Genomic DNA, 16,670 nt, shown 5'->3' with positions numbered 1-16,670 from the left:
ACTTACTTATTTTGCAAACACAGCGTCTATATCCGCAGCGCTATGCCTATTAGGGAGCTTTTCATTCTCTTCTCCCCAGACTCGGTTAACAATCCGGCCTCGCTTAACGCCTTCACGCTCGCTTAGTTGATTCGCCCATCTAAGAACATTTTTATATGAACTCACATCTAGAAAATCCTTAGCTTCATATAGTAAACCCTGGACTAACACGCCATACCAAGGCCAAATAGCCATATCAGCAATCGTATATTCCTCACCGGCAACAAATTGTGTTTTGGCAAGCTGTTTATCTAACACGTCCAATTGGCGTTTGACTTCCATTGCATAACGATTGATTGGGTATTCAAATTTTTCTGGTGCATAGGCATAAAAATGGCCAAAACCACCACCTAAAAACGGAGCGCTTCCCATTTGCCACATAAGCCAACTCATTACTTCGGCTCGCTGTGCAGGTTCTTGCGGTAAAAAGTGACCAAACTTTTCAGCTAAATAAATTAAAATAGCGCCTGATTCAAAAATCCGGATAGGTTCTGGAAAAGTGTTCCTATCTAACAATGCAGGTATTTTCGAATTAGGATTAATGGCGACAAAATCACTTCCAAACTGATCACCTTCTTGAATATTGACAATAAAGGCATCATATTCGGCCTCTTGCACCCCAATTGCCAATAGCTCTTCAAGCATGATAGTCACTTTTACCCCATTGGGTGTGGCTAGTGAGTGCAACTGTAATGCATGTTCACCGATTGGGAGCTCTTTATCGTGCGTACTGCCTGAGATGGGGCGATTAATGTTTGCAAACTTGCCCCCTGAAGCTTTGTCCCATGTCCACACCTTTGGTGGGACGTATTGATTTTTGCTCATTCACAATTCCTATTATTACAATGATGACATATAGACATGTAGACCGTGCAAGGCCCTATAAACATTCAAAAACATTATATATTTTCACTGTAGTCGATTTCACTCAATTTTGCTACTGACTAAGCAGGCAAGTCAAAATGGTAAAATTGAAATACAAACTGACGCTTACAAGTTGCGCCCAAAAATTATACTTTTGTCTAAGTGGGTTTTGCGCTATTCTTTCAGACCGTTGATTATGGAGGCGATACTACGATGCTACTTCGACAAAAAATTAATTTGTTAATGTCGTCGATTGGTATAGTAACCGCTATTATCACATACACCGTAATTCTATTGGTGTTAAATGACTACTTAGAGAAAGCCAACGATACGCAAAAACAAGCGCTGACCGACAGTATTATGCAGGATATTGTGGTGTTTGAGCGATTGCAGAAGATGGTAGAGCAGCAATGGGATGAAGAATTAGCCCTTTCTCTTAAAAGTATTTCCCAGCAAATAGCCTCTTCAATTAGTCAAAGTGAAGCTATTTCTGATGACGTTTTGCGCTCTTGGCGAGATCAGCATCAAATATCAGATTTACATCTTATTAATAAAGATCTCTTGCTTTACGCTAGTACCTCAGCCTCAGAAGTTGGTCTAGATATGTCTGGTTTTAGTGCAGACTATTCAAAAAATCTTTATTCACTTATTGGTCAAGATAAGTTTTTTACCCATGGATCTTCATTGTCAACCGTTAGCGGAGAAGTGAAAAAATATGCGTATTACAGTGCCTATGGTAGCGATATTATTATTAATGCGGACATTGATGTAAAAACGCGTTTAATGCAAGAGGATAGTAACGAACTAGCTGATTATCTCTTTGGAGATTATGTATCTAAGTTAGAAGCCAAGTACCCTAATATCAAAGAAATTGATTTGTTCATTGTGAGTAAAGCAGACCATTGGTCTCTATTCAATCCAGGTAATCTTATCGACGATACCTTAGTCACTCAGTTATTTAATGGCCAGTATGACCCAAGCCACAACCCTAATAGCATATTGACTTTGGTCGAGTTGGAAAGTTACCAAAAAGCAGGTTTACAAGCCTATTTACAGGTTATATTTGATGATAGTTTACTTGATAAAACTAAGCTGAAAGTGCAATTATCACTGCTTATCATCACTATTTTGATAGGCCTTTTGACCTTTTTTGTTTTACGCATTGTAAATCAAAAGCTGATTATTAATCGATTTGAAGATCTGCTATCACAGATAAGAAAAAATAGTGGTGTTAAGGGTGAGCAGATAATGGTTTCGGGCGATGACGAGCTCGCATTATTAAGCACAGAAATAAACTATATGATGGAAAGAATCAAGTATTCAGAAGATCAGAACAAAGTACTAAAAGGTATCTCAGAAAAAGACAGTTTAACCGGACTAGCAAATAGACGTTGGTTTGACGAAAAGTTTGCTATCGAATGGGCTAAAGCGAAGCTTGCATTTGAGGACTTGTCAATTTTGATGATAGATGTCGACTTTTTTAAAGAATACAACGACCATTATAGCCATTTGAAAGGTGATGAATGTCTACAAGCTATTGCTGAGGCTATCTCGTCTCAACTTGCAAGGCCATCAGATGCAGTTGCGCGCTTTGGAGGAGAAGAGTTTATCTGTCTACTACCAAATACACAATCTGATGGAGCACAGCAATTAGCAGAATCTATCAGGGCGAAAGTTGAGGCTTTAGGTATTAGACATGAGTTTTCTGACGCTGCAAAGGTGGTCACTATTAGTATCGGTTGTTTAACCATCAACGGTAAGAGAAATAAGCCATTAGAATTTATTTTGAAAGCAGTAGATGACTTACTGTACCGTTCAAAAAATGAAGGCCGTAATCGAGTATCAAGCAAAGTATTATTATAGATAAAGCAACAAATTATTTTATAGAAGTAGTAAATCCTCGAGCTTAGTCAACTGGACGTGAGGCAATACACTCACATCCTCATCATCGATATGCATTTTGCGATTCACAGCCAGCCATGCGCTTTTGTATCCGGCGCGAATGGCGCCAAAAATATCTTTTTCTAAATCATCTCCCACATGCAAAATGTGCCGAGGGTCGATTTTTAGCACTTTGCTGGTATGCGCAAACATATCAAGTGCGGGTTTCATTTTATAAGCGGAGCTAGCGTGAATAACACTAGTAAAATAGTCTTCAATGCCAATCGACGACAAGTCAACATTACCATTTGTAATTGCGGCTATCGGCATTTTTTGTGACAAAGCCTTCAAGGTGGTATGAACATTCTTATCTAAGCTAAAATCGCTTCGTTTTTGATAAAAGTAGGCAAAGCAATCGTTTGCGGCATCCTCAGCGCGTCGTACCGTAAAGCCAACACTAATAAATCCTTTATTAAGTGTTAACACTCTTAACTGGCCGATGTCGTCTTTTAATTCAGGTTTGTTTATCAAGAGCGACTGTCTAATTTCACGCCATTGATAATTGGTAATAGATTGTGACTCAGGATATCGGGTATGCATGTATTCCGACAATGCTTTTTCAGCAGCATATATGTAAGGCATATTGTCATAAAGTGTGTCATCCAAATCAAAACTCATTGCTTTGATAGGACCCAATGCTCTGTAATGAATCACTTCTTTTTTGCTCTTGGGTGTGCTTTATCGTACACATCGCTTAAGTGCTCAAAATTCAAGTGCGTATAGACTTGTGTGGTAGATAAGTTTGCATGTCCTAACAATTCCTGTACTCCGCGTAAATCGTTGCTAGACTCCAATACGTGTGTCGCAAAAGAATGGCGCAGTGTGTGCGGACTTATTTTTTGAAATAGCGTTTGGCTTTGAGCCCACTTTTGAAGACGCGTAGCTACTTGCCTATTTGATAATCGTCGCCTACGAATGGATATAAATAAGGCAGGCTCCTGTTCAAAACTTAATAAATCCTCACGAAATGGTAAATAACAAGCTATCGCTTGTTGTGACTGGCTTCCTATTGGTAATATGCGTTGTTTATTACCTTTACCGGTCACCTTTAAGCTACTGCCTTCGTCAAGGATGTCTATATAATTGAGGTTTGTCAGTTCTGATAAGCGCAGTCCACTACCATATAGCAGTTCAAATATACATTTGTCTCTGAGCGATAAAAAATCGTCACCTTCGAAGTTTAATAATGCTGTGATTTCGTCTACATTTAAGTGTTTTGGTAAGGGTGTATTCTGTTTAACCGAATGGATTGCGTTCAATGGATTGTGCTTTAGTATTTTTTGTGTAACTAGAAATCGGCAAAAATTTCTAAAAACAGTTAAGCGCAGGTTTATTGAACGAGACGATAATTTTCTGCGATGAGCTTTTTGTAGTACACGTTTTGCACTTGTAGTATCTAGGTCTTCCCAACGTTTTATTTCAATATCGCCGGCGACGGTTTCAAGTTGTCGCTTGTAATTTTTGATAGTGTGTGGCGATAATTGCCTTTCGATTTCACACTCTTGTATGTAGCGGTCAATCATGGGCAAAAGTGCGCGGATCGGTAGCATTTTTGCTAACTAAGCCTACTTACATGCGCGTTTAATGCCAAACGTAAGTACTCTAACAACATGGTATCCATGTCTGGCGTGAAGTGCATAGGATCTTGACTTGATACGGCCAAAAGCCCCAATGGCGAATATTCACCGATTTTAATCAACAGCACTGACGCTACATCACGTTTCGGAAACAAAGCTTGCTTTTCGAGTTTACTCAAGCGCCCTAAGAAGAAAGGTTGACGACCAAGCTTTTTATCAAAAATAGCGTGATGTTCGATTTCTGATAGCACCAATTGAGGAATATCGGCGCGCTTTTCAATTAATAATAAGCTAGCGCTATCTAGGTTTAGAGATTCAACAAGGTTTTTGTCGAGTGCCTTTTGTAGACCTTTCCCATCATTACACACCGAAATATCAATGTTTAACTGTGCATAACTTTTATAAATGAGCTCATTTTTTCTTGCATTGACCAATAGCTTATCAAGTTGATGCTTTAGTTGTTTTATTTTGTCTCTGAATTGATCGCTTTGTATCTGAGTTAAGGATACAACGCCATTTTCAGTTAAGTTAACTTGTATTTGTGTCAGTAGGTCGGGATTCTCAATTAAAAAGCTTGGATTAGCTAACAAGTAATCAGCCACTGATTGTGCGTTGACTGCAGGCGGTAAGTTGTCTACATCATTAGTCATAGCATCGTTTGGGTTATGTGCTTTAATTGATTCACTCATAAATATATTTGTCCATCATAAACATGTTCTGCGGGGCCTGTCATTTTGAGCATGCTTTCGCCACCTTGCCATTTTATTTTTAATTCACCACTAAGGTAAATGCACTTTTACATCGTGATTCAATTTCCCCTGAACTTGACCAATAGCGACGGCGGCACATGCGCCACTGCCACATGCGAGCGTTTCGCCGCTGCCACGCTCGAATACACGCAGTTTAATTTCATTTTTATTGACTATTTGCATGAATCCAACATTAACGCCTTCACTGAAGCGTTCATGCTTACCTAATGTCGGGCCAATTGTTTCGATATCAATATTATCAATATCGTCTACTTCGACAACACAGTGCGGATTGCCCATCGATACCACACCACAAAAAAAGGTTTGCTCTTTGTCTCTTATAATATAGGTTTTTTCTTGCTTATTTGCTTGAAAAGGAACTTTTTGCGGTTCAAATTCAGGTTTTCCCATATTTACAGTAATGTTGTTGTCTTTTTCAATGTACAAAATCATCCGGCCTGATTTTGTACTGACATTTATTTTGTTGCGATTGATCAAACCCTTGCTTCGCACGAAGCGAGCAAAACACCTTGCACCATTGCCACACTGGGTTACTTCACTTCCATCTGCATTAAAAATTCGATAATGAAAGTCTTGCTCGGGATCATAAGGCGGTTCAACCACCAAGAGTTGATCAAAGCCGATACCAAAATTACGATCAGCAAGTGCGACAATTCTCTCTTTTGAAAAGAACACATTTTGCGTAAGGTTATCAATTACAACAAAATCGTTCCCTAAGCCATGCATCTTAGAGAAGTTTACTAAGACCTTTTTATTCGCCCGATTTGAATGATTGTGTTGAGCTTGCATGCTATGACTCATTTGATTTTGCAGTTGATTGAGAAGGCATCACATGCTCACCTTTCCATAGGTCAGAAAGTGTTTCACGTTCTCGAACTAAGTAATGTTGATTAGCGTCAACGACTATTTCGGCGCAGCGGCATCTGCTATTGTAATTACTTGACATGACAAACCCATAGGCACCTGCGCTTCGAACGGCCAAAAAATCACCCGGTGTTAGCACTAACTTACGCTCTTTACCCAAAAAATCACCCGTTTCACAAACTGGGCCGACAACATCATAAACCTTTTCTTCGCCTTCTTTTTGTATGATGTTCTCTATTTTTTGCCAGGCTGGAGTACAAGGCTGGGCGCAGAAGATCATTCATTGCAGCGTCAACGATGGCAAAGTTCTTCTCTTCGCCCTGTTTGACGAACTCTACTTGTGTAATCAATATACCCGCATTGGCCGCAATTGCTCTGCTAAGGCTCTAAAATCAGCATTAGATCATCACGTCCCTTCATTTTAGCTGCCATCGCTTTAGCATAATCATTAGGGTGTGGCGGTGTTTCATCGTCGTAAGTAACGCCCAAGCCACCACCAACATCTAGATGGGATATATGAATATCAAGTTCCGCCAATTCATCAATTAAATTAAGCAGACGCTCTAAAGCATCAACAAAAGGTGATAAATCGGTTAATTGAGACCCTATATGGCAATCCATTCCTTGAATGTCAAGGTGAGATAATTGATTGGCATATTGATAAGCACTAATTGCTTCATCGCGTGCAATGCCAAACTTATTCGCCTTAAGACCAGTTGAAATATAAGGGTGGGTATTAGCGTCCACATCAGGATTAATACGCAATGAGATGGGGGCCTTGATGTTGAGCGTTTGTGCTACGCTATTGATGCGGTCTAGTTCAGGAATTGATTCAACATTAAAACACTTTATTCCTTTTTCTAAGGCAAACGCGATCTCTTGTTGCGTTTTTGCTACTCCAGAAAACACGACTTTACTTGGCTCTCCGCCAGCTTCAATAACACGCGCAAGCTCGCCACCAGAAACAATATCAAATCCAGACCCTAGCTGTGCCAATATTGATAATACGCCCAAGTTAGAATTTGCTTTCACCGCATAACAAATTAAATGATTGTGAGTACTTACTGCGTTGTTAAATGCGTGCCAGTGCCTTTCTAATGTTGCGCGTGAATAAATATAGCTTGGTGTACCATAGATTTTAGCGATATCAGCAACGGCTAAGTCTTCGGCAAATAATTGACCATTTTTAAAGTTAAAATAATCCATTTGTTTTATCCCTCCTTTTTCATCAATTTTAATGATTGTTCGGAGGGTTTGTCTGGCTTAGCAGGTTGTGCAGGTTCTTCAGGTAAGTACAAGGGACCGCGCTGTCCACAGGCGGTGACGATCAACAAAAGGACGCTGAGAAAAGCGACTTTTTTAAACTGGCGCATAGCATTCTTATTTATTCAACAATATTTGCCTAACCTTGCCCTGTGGCGATAGAAAAAGCAACATCTAATTTAAGGTTTATGCTGTCTCAAGCGATGCCAGTGTTGCTTCTAAATGTTTTGGAAATTTTACTTTTTGCCATAAAGTTTGACAAATTGACGCTTGTGTATCCCATCGACCATCAATAATCCAATTAATAAAGGCATTACAATCTTCAGGATACTCTATTTTTATACTGGTTTTAGCCTGTAACCATTCGTCTAAATCTTCTGCATTGAGTGATGACATCACTTGGCAAAGTCCCATTTGCTGCAGCGTGAAAGCATTTGATATTTGTTCATACTGTTTTAGTAAAGGTTTAACGAGCAAAGGTTTACCTAAACTTAAGCACTCTGTTGCTAATTCAAAGCCACTGTTGCAGACCACTCCAGCGCAAATATGTAAATGATCAGCAAAATTGCTAAGCGATAGAGGATAGAAATGAATATTGTTTATCTTAGTATAAGACTTGATTGCTGGGTGAAAACAAACAAATGATTCTTCGCCAAGTACAGAAAACTGCTCAATAATATCTTGTAAGGTTTCAAAAGGAAGATAAATTAAAACAGGACGATTGTTAAATGAACCCAGCACTTTTTCTAAGCGACCATTTTGTGAGTGCAGTTTCACTACAGGCGGAATAATGTGATGTCCAAAATGATACCAGTGAGTACCAAGCTGATATTGAGTTGGCGCAAAGTATCGAGTAATGAGTTTGTCACCGACACCTTGTTCCTTTGTCGGGACATTGTGTAAAAATGCCGCTTGATGGCTTAACGATAGCGAAGGGATATTATGAATTTTTGCTGCCCAAGCGCTTATAGGCTCAAAATCATTAAGGACCAAGTCATATTGCTTGATATTAAGATTTTTAATATCTCTAATGGCTTGAATAACATTGTTTTGACAAAGCGTTTTCCATCTATTTATTTGTCCTTTTTCAGTAACAAATGTTAGGCCTCGTCGTGTATCAAATTCCTCAAATAATTGCATATCAAAGTAACCTTGCTTGTCCCGTCCTGAAAACAAGTAATCAACATGGACATTATCAAAATTAGCAAAATCCCTAGCCATATGACGCGCTCGAGTTATGTGGCCATTTCCTGTTCCTTGCACACCGTATAAAATTCTCATTTTGTTATCCCAGTATTTTGTTATCCCAGTATCTTGATGCTTGCAAATGCGACTGCCATACCTAGTATCGCGCCAATGCAGACATCAAGTGGAAAGTGAACACGAAGTATTACTCTAGAAAGGCCAATAAGCGTTGCCCAAATATAAACAATAACGCAAAGAGGCGGGTAAAAATGGCCAATTAAACTTGCCATTAGAAATGCCGCAGCAGTATGCCCAGAAGGTAAACTGAATTTGTCAGCAGGCACAATATAGGCCTGCATGTGCGAAATGAGGTCGCACGGACGTTTACGTTTAAATATATGTTTAAGCAACAAATAAATTGGAATTTCAAAGGCATATGCCATTAGTGCGACAGCAAAAAACAACGCGCCATGCTCGGTATCAAAATAAAAAAGAATGAATGCTAGGCAAATATATAAGTGGCCATCACCCGTTTTAGAAATAAGCCTAAACACGTGTGTGCATCTGCTAGTTGACTGGCTTTGTGGTCTACTTGCGACCCATGTAAATATTCTTTCATCGATGCTAGTAATACGTTTCATATGTTTGGCTCGATAGTTAAGGAAGTATTTAGCCAAATGGTAGGTAATGTGTATGAATGATTTATTTCATAAATACGAAGAGTTTATGACAGCGTTATAAAAACTAGTGTTTTGCGCGGCTTTTGTTGCTAATGTTAGCCTACTGCAATTAAATTAAGGTATGACTATGCACGTTAACACTTCTGAAATTTGCGATATGTTTGCTCAAAGCGTTGATGTTCTTGAACCAATCTTCACTAATTATGGTGCAGGAGACAGTTTTTGCGGTGAAGTTACAACGGTAAAATGCTTTGAAGACCGGGGCCTAGTCGATAAAGTTCTTGCGTCAAATGGTTTAGGTAAGGTCTTGCTTATTGATGGCGGAGGCTCACACCGAAGAGCGCTGATTGATGCAGAAAATATACAACTAGCCATTGATAATAATTGGGAAGGGATTATATGTTTTGGCGCAGTAAGAGACGTAGATTTACTTGTTGAGTTTGATATGGCTATATTCGCTGTCAACTGCATCCCCGTGTCAGCTGAAAGTAAAGAGGTGGGTGAACTTGACTTAGCAATCAATTTTGCAGGTGTGACATTTTTACCTGAAGATCATATCTATGCTGATAACACAGGAATTGTGCTGTCGCCAGAAGCCTTAGATATTTAATTAGCTCGACCAAACAACATCTAATTTAGGCGATAGTGTTTATCGCCTAACAAACGTAGTTAATCGGTTTATTGTTTAGCAAATATATCATTTAAGTGTGCTGCTATTCTTACACCGCCTTGCTGTAATCGCCTTTGCACAGTGGGTATATGATCATAAAGGTATTGCCATGATAAGTATTCAGTGTCTTCTTTAGGATATATTGTATCTCTTATTTGTGCGCTTTCTTGTATATAAACTAACGGGTCGGTTGTTTGCCACGCTTTAACTTGTTCTGGCGTAATTTTGCTACCCAAAAACGCAGTCCATTCTGTATATGATAGGCCTCGGCGGTCGATAAGACCTGAATCCCAGATACGATGTAAATTAGAGTCTTCCCTGAAAAATTCAATTCTAAAATCGTTACCACCTCTGTCAGTTCCGTCTCCTGCATGCAATGGCTGATGTAAATCGCCAATAATATGAACAAGCATTTTCAAGGCTAACTGTTTATCTTCTCGGCTAGCATCAGGGTTTTTTAATGTCGCGGTAAATTGAACAATGGCGGTGACTGAATCACCTTCCTCGGGTGCACCCACATCTTTGTATTGCTTGTTTTTGGGCACGGTTACATAGTGATATGGTCCGGCCACATTTTGCCAAAAGTGTGCTGGGTTTGAACGTTGTTCATCAGCATAGGTACTGATTTCGGCAAGTGTTTCGTTGTCTAATAGGTTTGCTATTGCAAGCTTTGCCTCTTCACTAAGGTATTGTTGCGCAATTTCTCCTGTCACTCGATGACCAGTTTGTCCCCATGCATATGCATAATCAGTGCAGCTGACAACGAGTGCGCAGGCAAAACTTAAGGTTCGTAATAAGGTCATGGTCATATTCCTACTGTATTTATTTGGTGTAACCCCATGGCTCTACCAAATTTTGTTCAATGTCTAGATGATTAAGGATTCTAGCGACAACAAAATCAACTAGGTCAGTAATTGTTTTCGGATTATGATAAAACCCCGGGGCTGCCGGCATAATCGTTACGCCAAGATTAGACAATTTCAGCATATTTTCAAGGTGGATGCTAGAAAGCGGCATTTCACGAGGGACAATGATAAGTTGCTTTTTTTCTTTTATGATCACATCTGCTGCACGCTCGATTAAATTATCACTTGCCCCTGTGGCGATGGCGCTCAGCGTTCCAGTCGAACATGGGCAAATGACCATCTTATTGGGAGATGATGAGCCTGATGCGACCACTGAAAACCATTCTTCTTTGCCATAAACCCGTATTTGGCCTTCCTTGGCTTTCATCATTTGAGTAAAAAATGAGGTGGCACTTTCAGGATTTGCGGGAACTTTTAAGTCCTCTTCGGTTGCAAAAACAACTCTAGCGGCTGACGACATTAGCAGATGAACGTCCTGCCCTGATAACACGAGCTGTTTTAGCAGTGACAATGCATATGGTGCGCCAGAAGCACCTGTCACCGCCAATGTTATTGCCGGCTTGATATTGCGTCTGTTCTTATCATTCAAGTGGTTTGCTCTCCTGTCTTGGCTAATGCGCGTAGTAGTTTGTCATGAATACCGTTAAATCCACCATTGCTCATAATTAAAATAGTATCGCCGCGACTTGCGCTTTGGCTCACTGTGTTGATGATGTCATCTACGCTTTGGTATGATTTGACAGGCACAGTGCTATTTTCAATCATCTCTTGCATAGACCATTGTAATGCAGTTGGATGAAACAGATGTACTTCATCGGCCAATGCCCATGATGTAGATAATGCATCTTTGTGTATTCCCATACGCATTGTGTTTGATCGGGGTTCAAGTATCGCGATTATTTTTGCATCTCCCACGCTATCGCGCAGACTTTTTACAGTGGTGGCAATAGCAGTTGGGTGGTGTGCAAAATCGTCAAATACTTTAATGCCATCCACATCACCTTTAAGCTCCATACGTCGTTTAACACTTTTAAATTCACACAAGGCTTGCACTGCAATATTTGGTTTGACACCAACATGATACGCACAGGCGATTGCCATCATGGCATTACTAATATTATGGTCGCCAATAAGCTCCCATGTTAGCGTCGCTTGTTTTGTGCCTTCATAAAGCACATCAAAACGACTGCCATCTTGCTCAAGTTTTTGTGCTAGCCATTGACTATCGGCATTGGCATCTATTGAGAGGGTGCTACTTTCGCTCCAAAGGCCCTTTTCGATAACACCGGATATGTTGTCATCACTGATGGGGAAAATCACTTTCCCTTTACTAGGTACCATTCTGATGAGATGGTGAAACTGTTTTTTAATAGCATCTAAGTCTTCAAAAATATCAGCATGGTCAAACTCCAGATTATTTATACCCAGTGTTTTTGGTCGATAATGAACAAACTTCGAGCGTTTATCGAAAAACGCGCTGTCGTATTCGTCTGCTTCTATCACAAAAAACGGGGATTGGCCGATGCGGGCAGAGACACCGAAATTTTCGGGTACACCGCCAATTAAAAAACCAGGCTCTAAGCCAGCATATTCTAAAATCCAAGCTAACATGCTTGATGATGTGGTTTTACCATGTGTTCCCGAGATGGCAAGCACCCAACGGTCTTTAAGAAGATGCTCAAGCAACCATTGAGGCCCACTGGTATACGGTAAATTACGGTCTAGTACATATTCTACCGCAGGGTTGCCTCTGGCCATCGCGTTGCCAATCACGACCATATCAGGAGAAGGTTCAAATTGGGATGTGTCGTATCCTTGTGTGAGCGATATCCCCAATGCTTCGAGTTGCGTACTCATTGGCGGATAGACATTTGCATCGCTACCCGTTACTTTGTGGCCCATGCTTTTCGCAATCGCGGCTATTCCACCCATAAATGTGCCACAAATACCTAAAATATGTACATGCATTTTGTTTTAACTTTGAATTCATTATTAAATTGAGTGTATCAGAACATTTGAGGTAAATAACTGTTTTTAATCCCGCTTCAACCCAGTTACAATATAGTGGTGATAGACTAAAGGGGCATTTAACTTGCTGTAGGTTTGCGAGTATGCTTGTGTGCGCTTAGTCTTACTATTTATGACAATCTCACAAGGAATAAGCTTTTAATGAAACGACTCAACTCCCAGTTGCAACAAGATGGCGCTCCACTTGAATTGATTTTACTAATAAGAACGCTACTTGCCGCTTGCAAAGAAATATCATTTCGTGTCAGTCAAGGTGATTTAGCAGGAGTACTCGGCTCAACACTAAGTGAAAATGTTCAAGGTGAGACACAAAAGAAATTAGATGTTATTTCCAATCAAATTATTAAAGATACGCTGCGTGAATCAGGCTACGTAAAAGCGATTTCTTCAGAAGAAGAAGAAAGTGTTGTGCCTTGCTCAGAGGACGGCAATTACCTAGTAAGCTTTGACCCACTTGATGGCTCTTCAAATACCGAAATTAATAGTTTAATAGGGACGATATTTTCAATCGCGCACGCGCCACAATGGATGAAGCCAGATGACCCTAGTGCATTTTTGCAACCGGGCACGCAAATGGTAGCGGCTGGCTATGTGTTGTATGGGCCCTCTACCATGCTTGCCATGACAACAGGTCGCGGCACGCATTTATACACCTTAGACAAAACTCACGGAGGCTTTTTGGTAACTCAAGCTAACCTGTCTTTGCCTTCTGATACTAGTGAATTTGCCATTAACGCATCAAATCAGCGTCATTGGGAACCCCCTATGCAACAATATTTTGCTGACCTAATTGCAGGCAGTGAAGGGCCACTTAAAAAAGACTACAACATGCGTTGGGTGGCCGCGATGGTAGGTGATATTCATAGAGTATTATGTCGAGGTGGCATATTTATGTATCCTTTTGACAAGCGTAATCCTAAGAAAAAGGGTAAGTTGAGATTGCTGTATGAGGCAAACCCTATGGCATTTCTAATCGAACAAGCCGGTGGATTGGCGTCAACGGGCGAAGGCAGAATAATGGAAGTCATGCCAGAGGAAATTCACCAGCGAGTGCCGGTGTTAATAGGCTCTAAAAATGAAGTCAACAACTGTTTAAGTTACTACCAAAAGAATTAATAATTAGTTAACGAAAGGAAATAAGATGAGTTTAAGTAATGTACCTGCGGGTGACAATTTGCCTGATGAAGTATATGTAGTAATTGAGATACCTGCATATTCATCACCTATTAAATACGAAGTCGATAAAGATACGGGCGCATTGTTTGTGGATCGCTTTATGGGCACTTGCATGCAGTATCCTCTCAATTACGGTTATGTGAATAATACCTTGTCTGATGATGGAGATGCGGTTGACGTATTGGTGATGACCCCACATCCATTGTTAGCAGGCTCGGTAATCAAAGTGCGCCCAGTAGGTGTGTTGAATATGACAGATGAGTCTGGCCAAGATGCGAAGGTAATCGCAGTGCCTGTAGATAAGTTATCACCAATTTATAGCGATGTGAAAGACATTGAAGATGTGCCAGCACTAACTAAAAATCAAGTAGAGCATTTTTTCACTCATTACAAAGACCTTGAAAAAGGCAAATGGGTCAAAATTGACGGTTGGGCTGGCATCGAAGAAGCCAAAAAAGAAATCGTATCAAGTGCCGAGCGCTACCAAAAAGGTGCTAATTAAATAGCTTAGCGTTATAATTATATTAATGCTATTTGAAAGCTCGCGATGCGAGCTTTTTGTTTTTTTAAGGAAGCTACTATGTTTTTTCAAAAAAGTTGTAAACCCTTTGCGCTAGTTATTTTAGTTTTTTGGCTTGCGAATGCTTCAGCACAAGAGCAAGAAGCCAAGGAGTTGTATTGGGAAGACTTAGCACCTAAAGGCTTTAATATGCCGCCTGTGACGATGGAACATACCACGTCAATGGCACAAGTCGCTCCTAATGCGCCAGTGATTGAGGAGTTAAATAATACCTTCGTTAAAATCCCTGGTTTTGTTGTGCCATTAGAAGGAGATATGGACTCAATTACGGAGTTTTTGCTGGTGCCTTTCTTTGGCGCATGTATTCACGTGCCTCCACCCCCATCAAATCAAATAGTTTATGTAAGCTTTTCTGAAGGCGTGCCGATAGAAAACCTATACGACGCGGTTTGGGTTACGGGAACTTTATCTACAAACCGCTGGGAAGGTGATATCGCATCAGTTGGATATAGTCTTTCAGGAGTTAGTTTAAGCGCATTTTAGGATGATAGTGGGCTTAAACTTATATTATTTAGAGTTTAGGTGGACTATGAAATTTCTATCAAGGTTGTCAATCGCGCAAAAATTATTTTTGATACCCTTCATTGCTGTTGCAAGCTTTGTCATTTATGTGACTATTACGGTTTTAACGGCAAGCAATAACGTTGCTTTGCTTGAATCTGCTCGTTCAATGCAATTTCCTGCTTTAATGGCTTCAAAAAATGCACTTGTAAGCATGGAAAATACGCGCTCTAACTTGAGCTCTGCGGTTACAACAGGCGATGAGGAATCATTAAAGTTAGCAGCTTCTGAAGCGCAAAAAGCTGACGAAAACCTAAGCGCTATTGTTGCGCTCAATAGCGAGCTTGCCGGCGAGATTAATCCCATAAAAGACAAGTTCGACGGTTATTATGAAATGGCGTTTGAAATCAGCGAATCGTTTGTCAATAATTCACCTGATTTTGAAAAAATAGGTCGCGTCAATGAAACGATGAACAATGACTTTGATGAGGCCGTGTCAAGACTAAGTGAGTTTAACGCCAATCAGCTCGCGGTATTCGAAAACGCTATCCAAAGTGCTAACGATAATGCTAAGAACTTGAGCTGGACTGGAATATTAATGGGCATTATTACTGCCATTATACTGTTTGCAGCGGCGTTCCCAATTGTTCATAGTTTGCGTAAATCAGTTGTCGATGTGGTTAATTCATTAAAAGAAATGGCGCAAGAAGATGGTGATTTGACTAAAAGAATCAGAACCCGTAATCGCGACGAAGTAGGTGATTTGGTCTATTGGTTTAATCAGTTTGTTGAAAAACTACAAGGCGTAGTGACAGACATTGGCAACTCTAGCAAACCATTGGCAATGCTGGCAGATAATTTACATCAGGTATCTAATGGTGCACGGGAAACAATTAGTGCCCAGCAATTGTCAGCAGCAGATGCAAAAGATGCGGTCGATAATATGACACAAAGCGTTGATGAGGTAGCAAAAAGCGCATCAGAAGCAGCGCAAGCAGCAGGTGAGGCATCTAGTGCTGCAAATGAAGGTCAACGCGTTGTTAACGATACTGTTAGCAGTATTCAGAATCTAGCATCACGCGTAGATGAAACAGCATTAGTGATTAAAAAGTTAGAGGAAGATTCTAATCAAGTAGGTGTCGTGCTTGATGTTATTAAAGGCATTGCTGAACAAACTAACTTGCTTGCACTTAATGCAGCTATTGAAGCTGCAAGAGCAGGTGAACAGGGCAGAGGGTTTGCCGTTGTTGCTGATGAAGTAAGAACGCTTGCGTCACGCACTCAGCAATCAACAGAAGAAATTCAAGCGACGATTGAATCATTGCAAAATGCGGCTAATTCAGCAGTAAGCGCAATGGCGAAAGGCACCGAGCAGGCTTCCTTAAGTGTCGAAGAGGCAAATAAAGCCGGCGGAAGTTTAGGCGCGATTACTGAGACAATTGCCAGAATTACGCAAATGAATGATCAAATAGCGCAGTCTACTGGCCAACAACAAAGCGTTGCAATGTCTATTTCAAATAATGTGGATGATATCAATGCAAGAACCGAAGACACCGCGTCAAGTTCAGAGCAACTAACGTCGGTTAGCACCGAACTAGAGAGCTTATCTGAAGATTTCAGTCGGATTATGCGCCAGTTTAAATATTAAGCAAAGATTTAGTCTATA

16 protein-coding genes and 2 pseudogenes are annotated in these 16,670 nt (G+C 40.4%); 6 read left to right on the top strand and 12 right to left on the bottom strand.

Annotated features, from left to right (window positions below; all coding sequences use genetic code 11):
* Window positions 1-6: 6 nt before the first annotated feature.
* On the bottom strand, window positions 7-864 hold the full coding sequence (gene yghU, locus ACZ1G6_RS14165) for a glutathione-dependent disulfide-bond oxidoreductase (RefSeq protein ID WP_472616873.1): 858 nt from the start codon (window positions 862-864) through the stop codon (window positions 7-9).
* Window positions 865-1,116: 252 nt separating this feature from the next.
* Between yghU and ACZ1G6_RS14160 the strand changes: the two genes are divergently transcribed.
* Window positions 1,117-2,766: a diguanylate cyclase gene (locus ACZ1G6_RS14160; RefSeq protein ID WP_472616872.1), complete on the top strand. Its 1,650-nt coding sequence runs from the start codon at window positions 1,117-1,119 to the stop codon at window positions 2,764-2,766.
* An 18-nt stretch (window positions 2,767-2,784) separates the two neighbouring features.
* Here ACZ1G6_RS14160 and ACZ1G6_RS14155 read toward each other — a convergent pair whose 3' ends face one another.
* The 8 genes and pseudogenes from ACZ1G6_RS14155 to ACZ1G6_RS14120 form a co-directional block, all read right to left on the bottom strand.
* Complete coding sequence (locus ACZ1G6_RS14155; protein WP_472616871.1) at window positions 2,785-3,498, bottom strand: HAD-IA family hydrolase; 714 nt, start codon at window positions 3,496-3,498, stop codon at window positions 2,785-2,787.
* Entirely contained in the window at window positions 3,495-4,394 is a 900-nt protein-coding gene (locus tag ACZ1G6_RS14150) for a tyrosine recombinase XerC (RefSeq protein WP_472616870.1), read from the bottom strand. Before ACZ1G6_RS14150 ends, ACZ1G6_RS14155 begins: the two co-directional genes overlap by 4 nt.
* 5 nt (window positions 4,395-4,399) lie before the next feature.
* Window positions 4,400-5,110 carry a DUF484 family protein gene (locus ACZ1G6_RS14145; RefSeq protein ID WP_472616869.1) on the bottom strand — a complete coding sequence of 237 codons (711 nt, stop codon included), beginning with the start codon at window positions 5,108-5,110 and terminating at the stop codon, window positions 4,400-4,402.
* Window positions 5,107-5,980: pseudogene (dapF, locus tag ACZ1G6_RS14140) on the bottom strand (diaminopimelate epimerase). The gene ACZ1G6_RS14145 and the pseudogene dapF overlap by 4 nt, the downstream one beginning before the upstream one ends.
* Before the next feature lies 1 nt (window position 5,981).
* Window positions 5,982-7,261 (bottom strand): annotated as a pseudogene (lysA, locus tag ACZ1G6_RS14135) (diaminopimelate decarboxylase).
* Between the two features lie 5 nt (window positions 7,262-7,266).
* Window positions 7,267-7,428 (bottom strand): LPS translocon maturation chaperone LptM, encoded by a 162-nt coding sequence (gene lptM / locus ACZ1G6_RS14130; protein WP_472616868.1) that lies wholly within the window; start codon window positions 7,426-7,428, stop codon window positions 7,267-7,269.
* Between the two features lie 76 nt (window positions 7,429-7,504).
* Window positions 7,505-8,599, bottom strand: coding sequence for an MJ1255/VC2487 family glycosyltransferase (locus ACZ1G6_RS14125; protein WP_472616867.1), 1,095 nt, complete (start codon window positions 8,597-8,599; stop codon window positions 7,505-7,507).
* Between the two features lie 20 nt (window positions 8,600-8,619).
* Entirely contained in the window at window positions 8,620-9,144 is a 525-nt protein-coding gene (locus ACZ1G6_RS14120; RefSeq protein WP_472616866.1) for a phosphatase PAP2 family protein, read from the bottom strand.
* 166 nt (window positions 9,145-9,310) lie between these two features.
* On the opposite strand from ACZ1G6_RS14120, the gene rraA reads away from it, so the two are divergent.
* Window positions 9,311-9,793, top strand: a complete 483-nt coding sequence (gene rraA / locus ACZ1G6_RS14115) for a ribonuclease E activity regulator RraA (RefSeq protein WP_472616865.1) — start codon at window positions 9,311-9,313, stop codon at window positions 9,791-9,793.
* Window positions 9,794-9,861: 68 nt separating this feature from the next.
* Here rraA and ACZ1G6_RS14110 read toward each other — a convergent pair whose 3' ends face one another.
* From ACZ1G6_RS14110 to mpl, 3 genes are read right to left on the bottom strand one after another with little or no spacing between them, the layout of a single operon-like run.
* Complete coding sequence (locus tag ACZ1G6_RS14110; protein ID WP_472616864.1) at window positions 9,862-10,656, bottom strand: S1/P1 nuclease; 795 nt, start codon at window positions 10,654-10,656, stop codon at window positions 9,862-9,864.
* A 19-nt stretch (window positions 10,657-10,675) separates the two neighbouring features.
* On the bottom strand, window positions 10,676-11,308 hold the full coding sequence (locus ACZ1G6_RS14105; RefSeq protein WP_472616863.1) for a flavin prenyltransferase UbiX: 633 nt from the start codon (window positions 11,306-11,308) through the stop codon (window positions 10,676-10,678).
* Window positions 11,305-12,687, bottom strand: a complete 1,383-nt coding sequence (gene mpl / locus ACZ1G6_RS14100; protein ID WP_472616862.1) for a UDP-N-acetylmuramate:L-alanyl-gamma-D-glutamyl-meso-diaminopimelate ligase — start codon at window positions 12,685-12,687, stop codon at window positions 11,305-11,307. The genes ACZ1G6_RS14105 and mpl overlap by 4 nt, the downstream gene beginning before the upstream one ends.
* 201 nt (window positions 12,688-12,888) lie before the next feature.
* Between mpl and ACZ1G6_RS14095 the strand changes: the two genes are divergently transcribed.
* The 4 genes from ACZ1G6_RS14095 (at window position 12,889) to ACZ1G6_RS14080 (ending at window position 16,652) form a co-directional block, all read left to right on the top strand.
* The gene (locus ACZ1G6_RS14095) at window positions 12,889-13,863 is read left to right on the top strand and encodes a class 1 fructose-bisphosphatase (RefSeq protein ID WP_472616861.1); all 975 of its coding nucleotides are present in this window, start codon (window positions 12,889-12,891) and stop codon (window positions 13,861-13,863) included.
* A gap of 25 nt (window positions 13,864-13,888) precedes the next feature.
* Window positions 13,889-14,425, top strand: coding sequence for an inorganic diphosphatase (ppa, locus tag ACZ1G6_RS14090; protein WP_472616860.1), 537 nt, complete (start codon window positions 13,889-13,891; stop codon window positions 14,423-14,425).
* 78 nt (window positions 14,426-14,503) lie between these two features.
* Window positions 14,504-14,986, top strand: a complete 483-nt coding sequence (locus tag ACZ1G6_RS14085) for a DUF3299 domain-containing protein (protein WP_472616859.1) — start codon at window positions 14,504-14,506, stop codon at window positions 14,984-14,986.
* Between the two features lie 46 nt (window positions 14,987-15,032).
* Window positions 15,033-16,652, top strand: coding sequence for a methyl-accepting chemotaxis protein (locus ACZ1G6_RS14080; RefSeq protein ID WP_472616858.1), 1,620 nt, complete (start codon window positions 15,033-15,035; stop codon window positions 16,650-16,652).
* Window positions 16,653-16,670 lie beyond the last annotated feature (18 nt).

The sequence above is a fragment of the Glaciecola sp. HA4-3 genome (genome assembly GCF_055693685.1).
The sequence above is the reverse complement of the archived record's forward strand: the minus strand, read 5'-3'. Positions and strand labels throughout refer to the sequence as shown.

Coding starts and splice junctions, on each gene's coding strand:
- ACZ1G6_RS14160 (WP_472616872.1), top strand. CDS start 1,117: ATGCTACTTCGACAAAAAATTAATTTGTTAATGTCGTCGATTGGTATA.
- yghU (WP_472616873.1), bottom strand. CDS start 864: ATGAGCAAAAATCAATACGTCCCACCAAAGGTGTGGACATGGGACAAA.
- ppa (WP_472616860.1), top strand. CDS start 13,889: ATGAGTTTAAGTAATGTACCTGCGGGTGACAATTTGCCTGATGAAGTA.
- ACZ1G6_RS14080 (WP_472616858.1), top strand. CDS start 15,033: ATGAAATTTCTATCAAGGTTGTCAATCGCGCAAAAATTATTTTTGATA.
- ACZ1G6_RS14085 (WP_472616859.1), top strand. CDS start 14,504: ATGTTTTTTCAAAAAAGTTGTAAACCCTTTGCGCTAGTTATTTTAGTT.
- ACZ1G6_RS14120 (WP_472616866.1), bottom strand. CDS start 9,144: ATGAAACGTATTACTAGCATCGATGAAAGAATATTTACATGGGTCGCA.
- ACZ1G6_RS14145 (WP_472616869.1), bottom strand. CDS start 5,110: ATGAGTGAATCAATTAAAGCACATAACCCAAACGATGCTATGACTAAT.
- ACZ1G6_RS14110 (WP_472616864.1), bottom strand. CDS start 10,656: ATGACCTTATTACGAACCTTAAGTTTTGCCTGCGCACTCGTTGTCAGC.
- lptM (WP_472616868.1), bottom strand. CDS start 7,428: ATGCGCCAGTTTAAAAAAGTCGCTTTTCTCAGCGTCCTTTTGTTGATC.
- ACZ1G6_RS14095 (WP_472616861.1), top strand. CDS start 12,889: ATGAAACGACTCAACTCCCAGTTGCAACAAGATGGCGCTCCACTTGAA.
- rraA (WP_472616865.1), top strand. CDS start 9,311: ATGCACGTTAACACTTCTGAAATTTGCGATATGTTTGCTCAAAGCGTT.
- mpl (WP_472616862.1), bottom strand. CDS start 12,687: ATGCATGTACATATTTTAGGTATTTGTGGCACATTTATGGGTGGAATA.
- ACZ1G6_RS14125 (WP_472616867.1), bottom strand. CDS start 8,599: ATGAGAATTTTATACGGTGTGCAAGGAACAGGAAATGGCCACATAACT.
- ACZ1G6_RS14150 (WP_472616870.1), bottom strand. CDS start 4,394: ATGCTACCGATCCGCGCACTTTTGCCCATGATTGACCGCTACATACAA.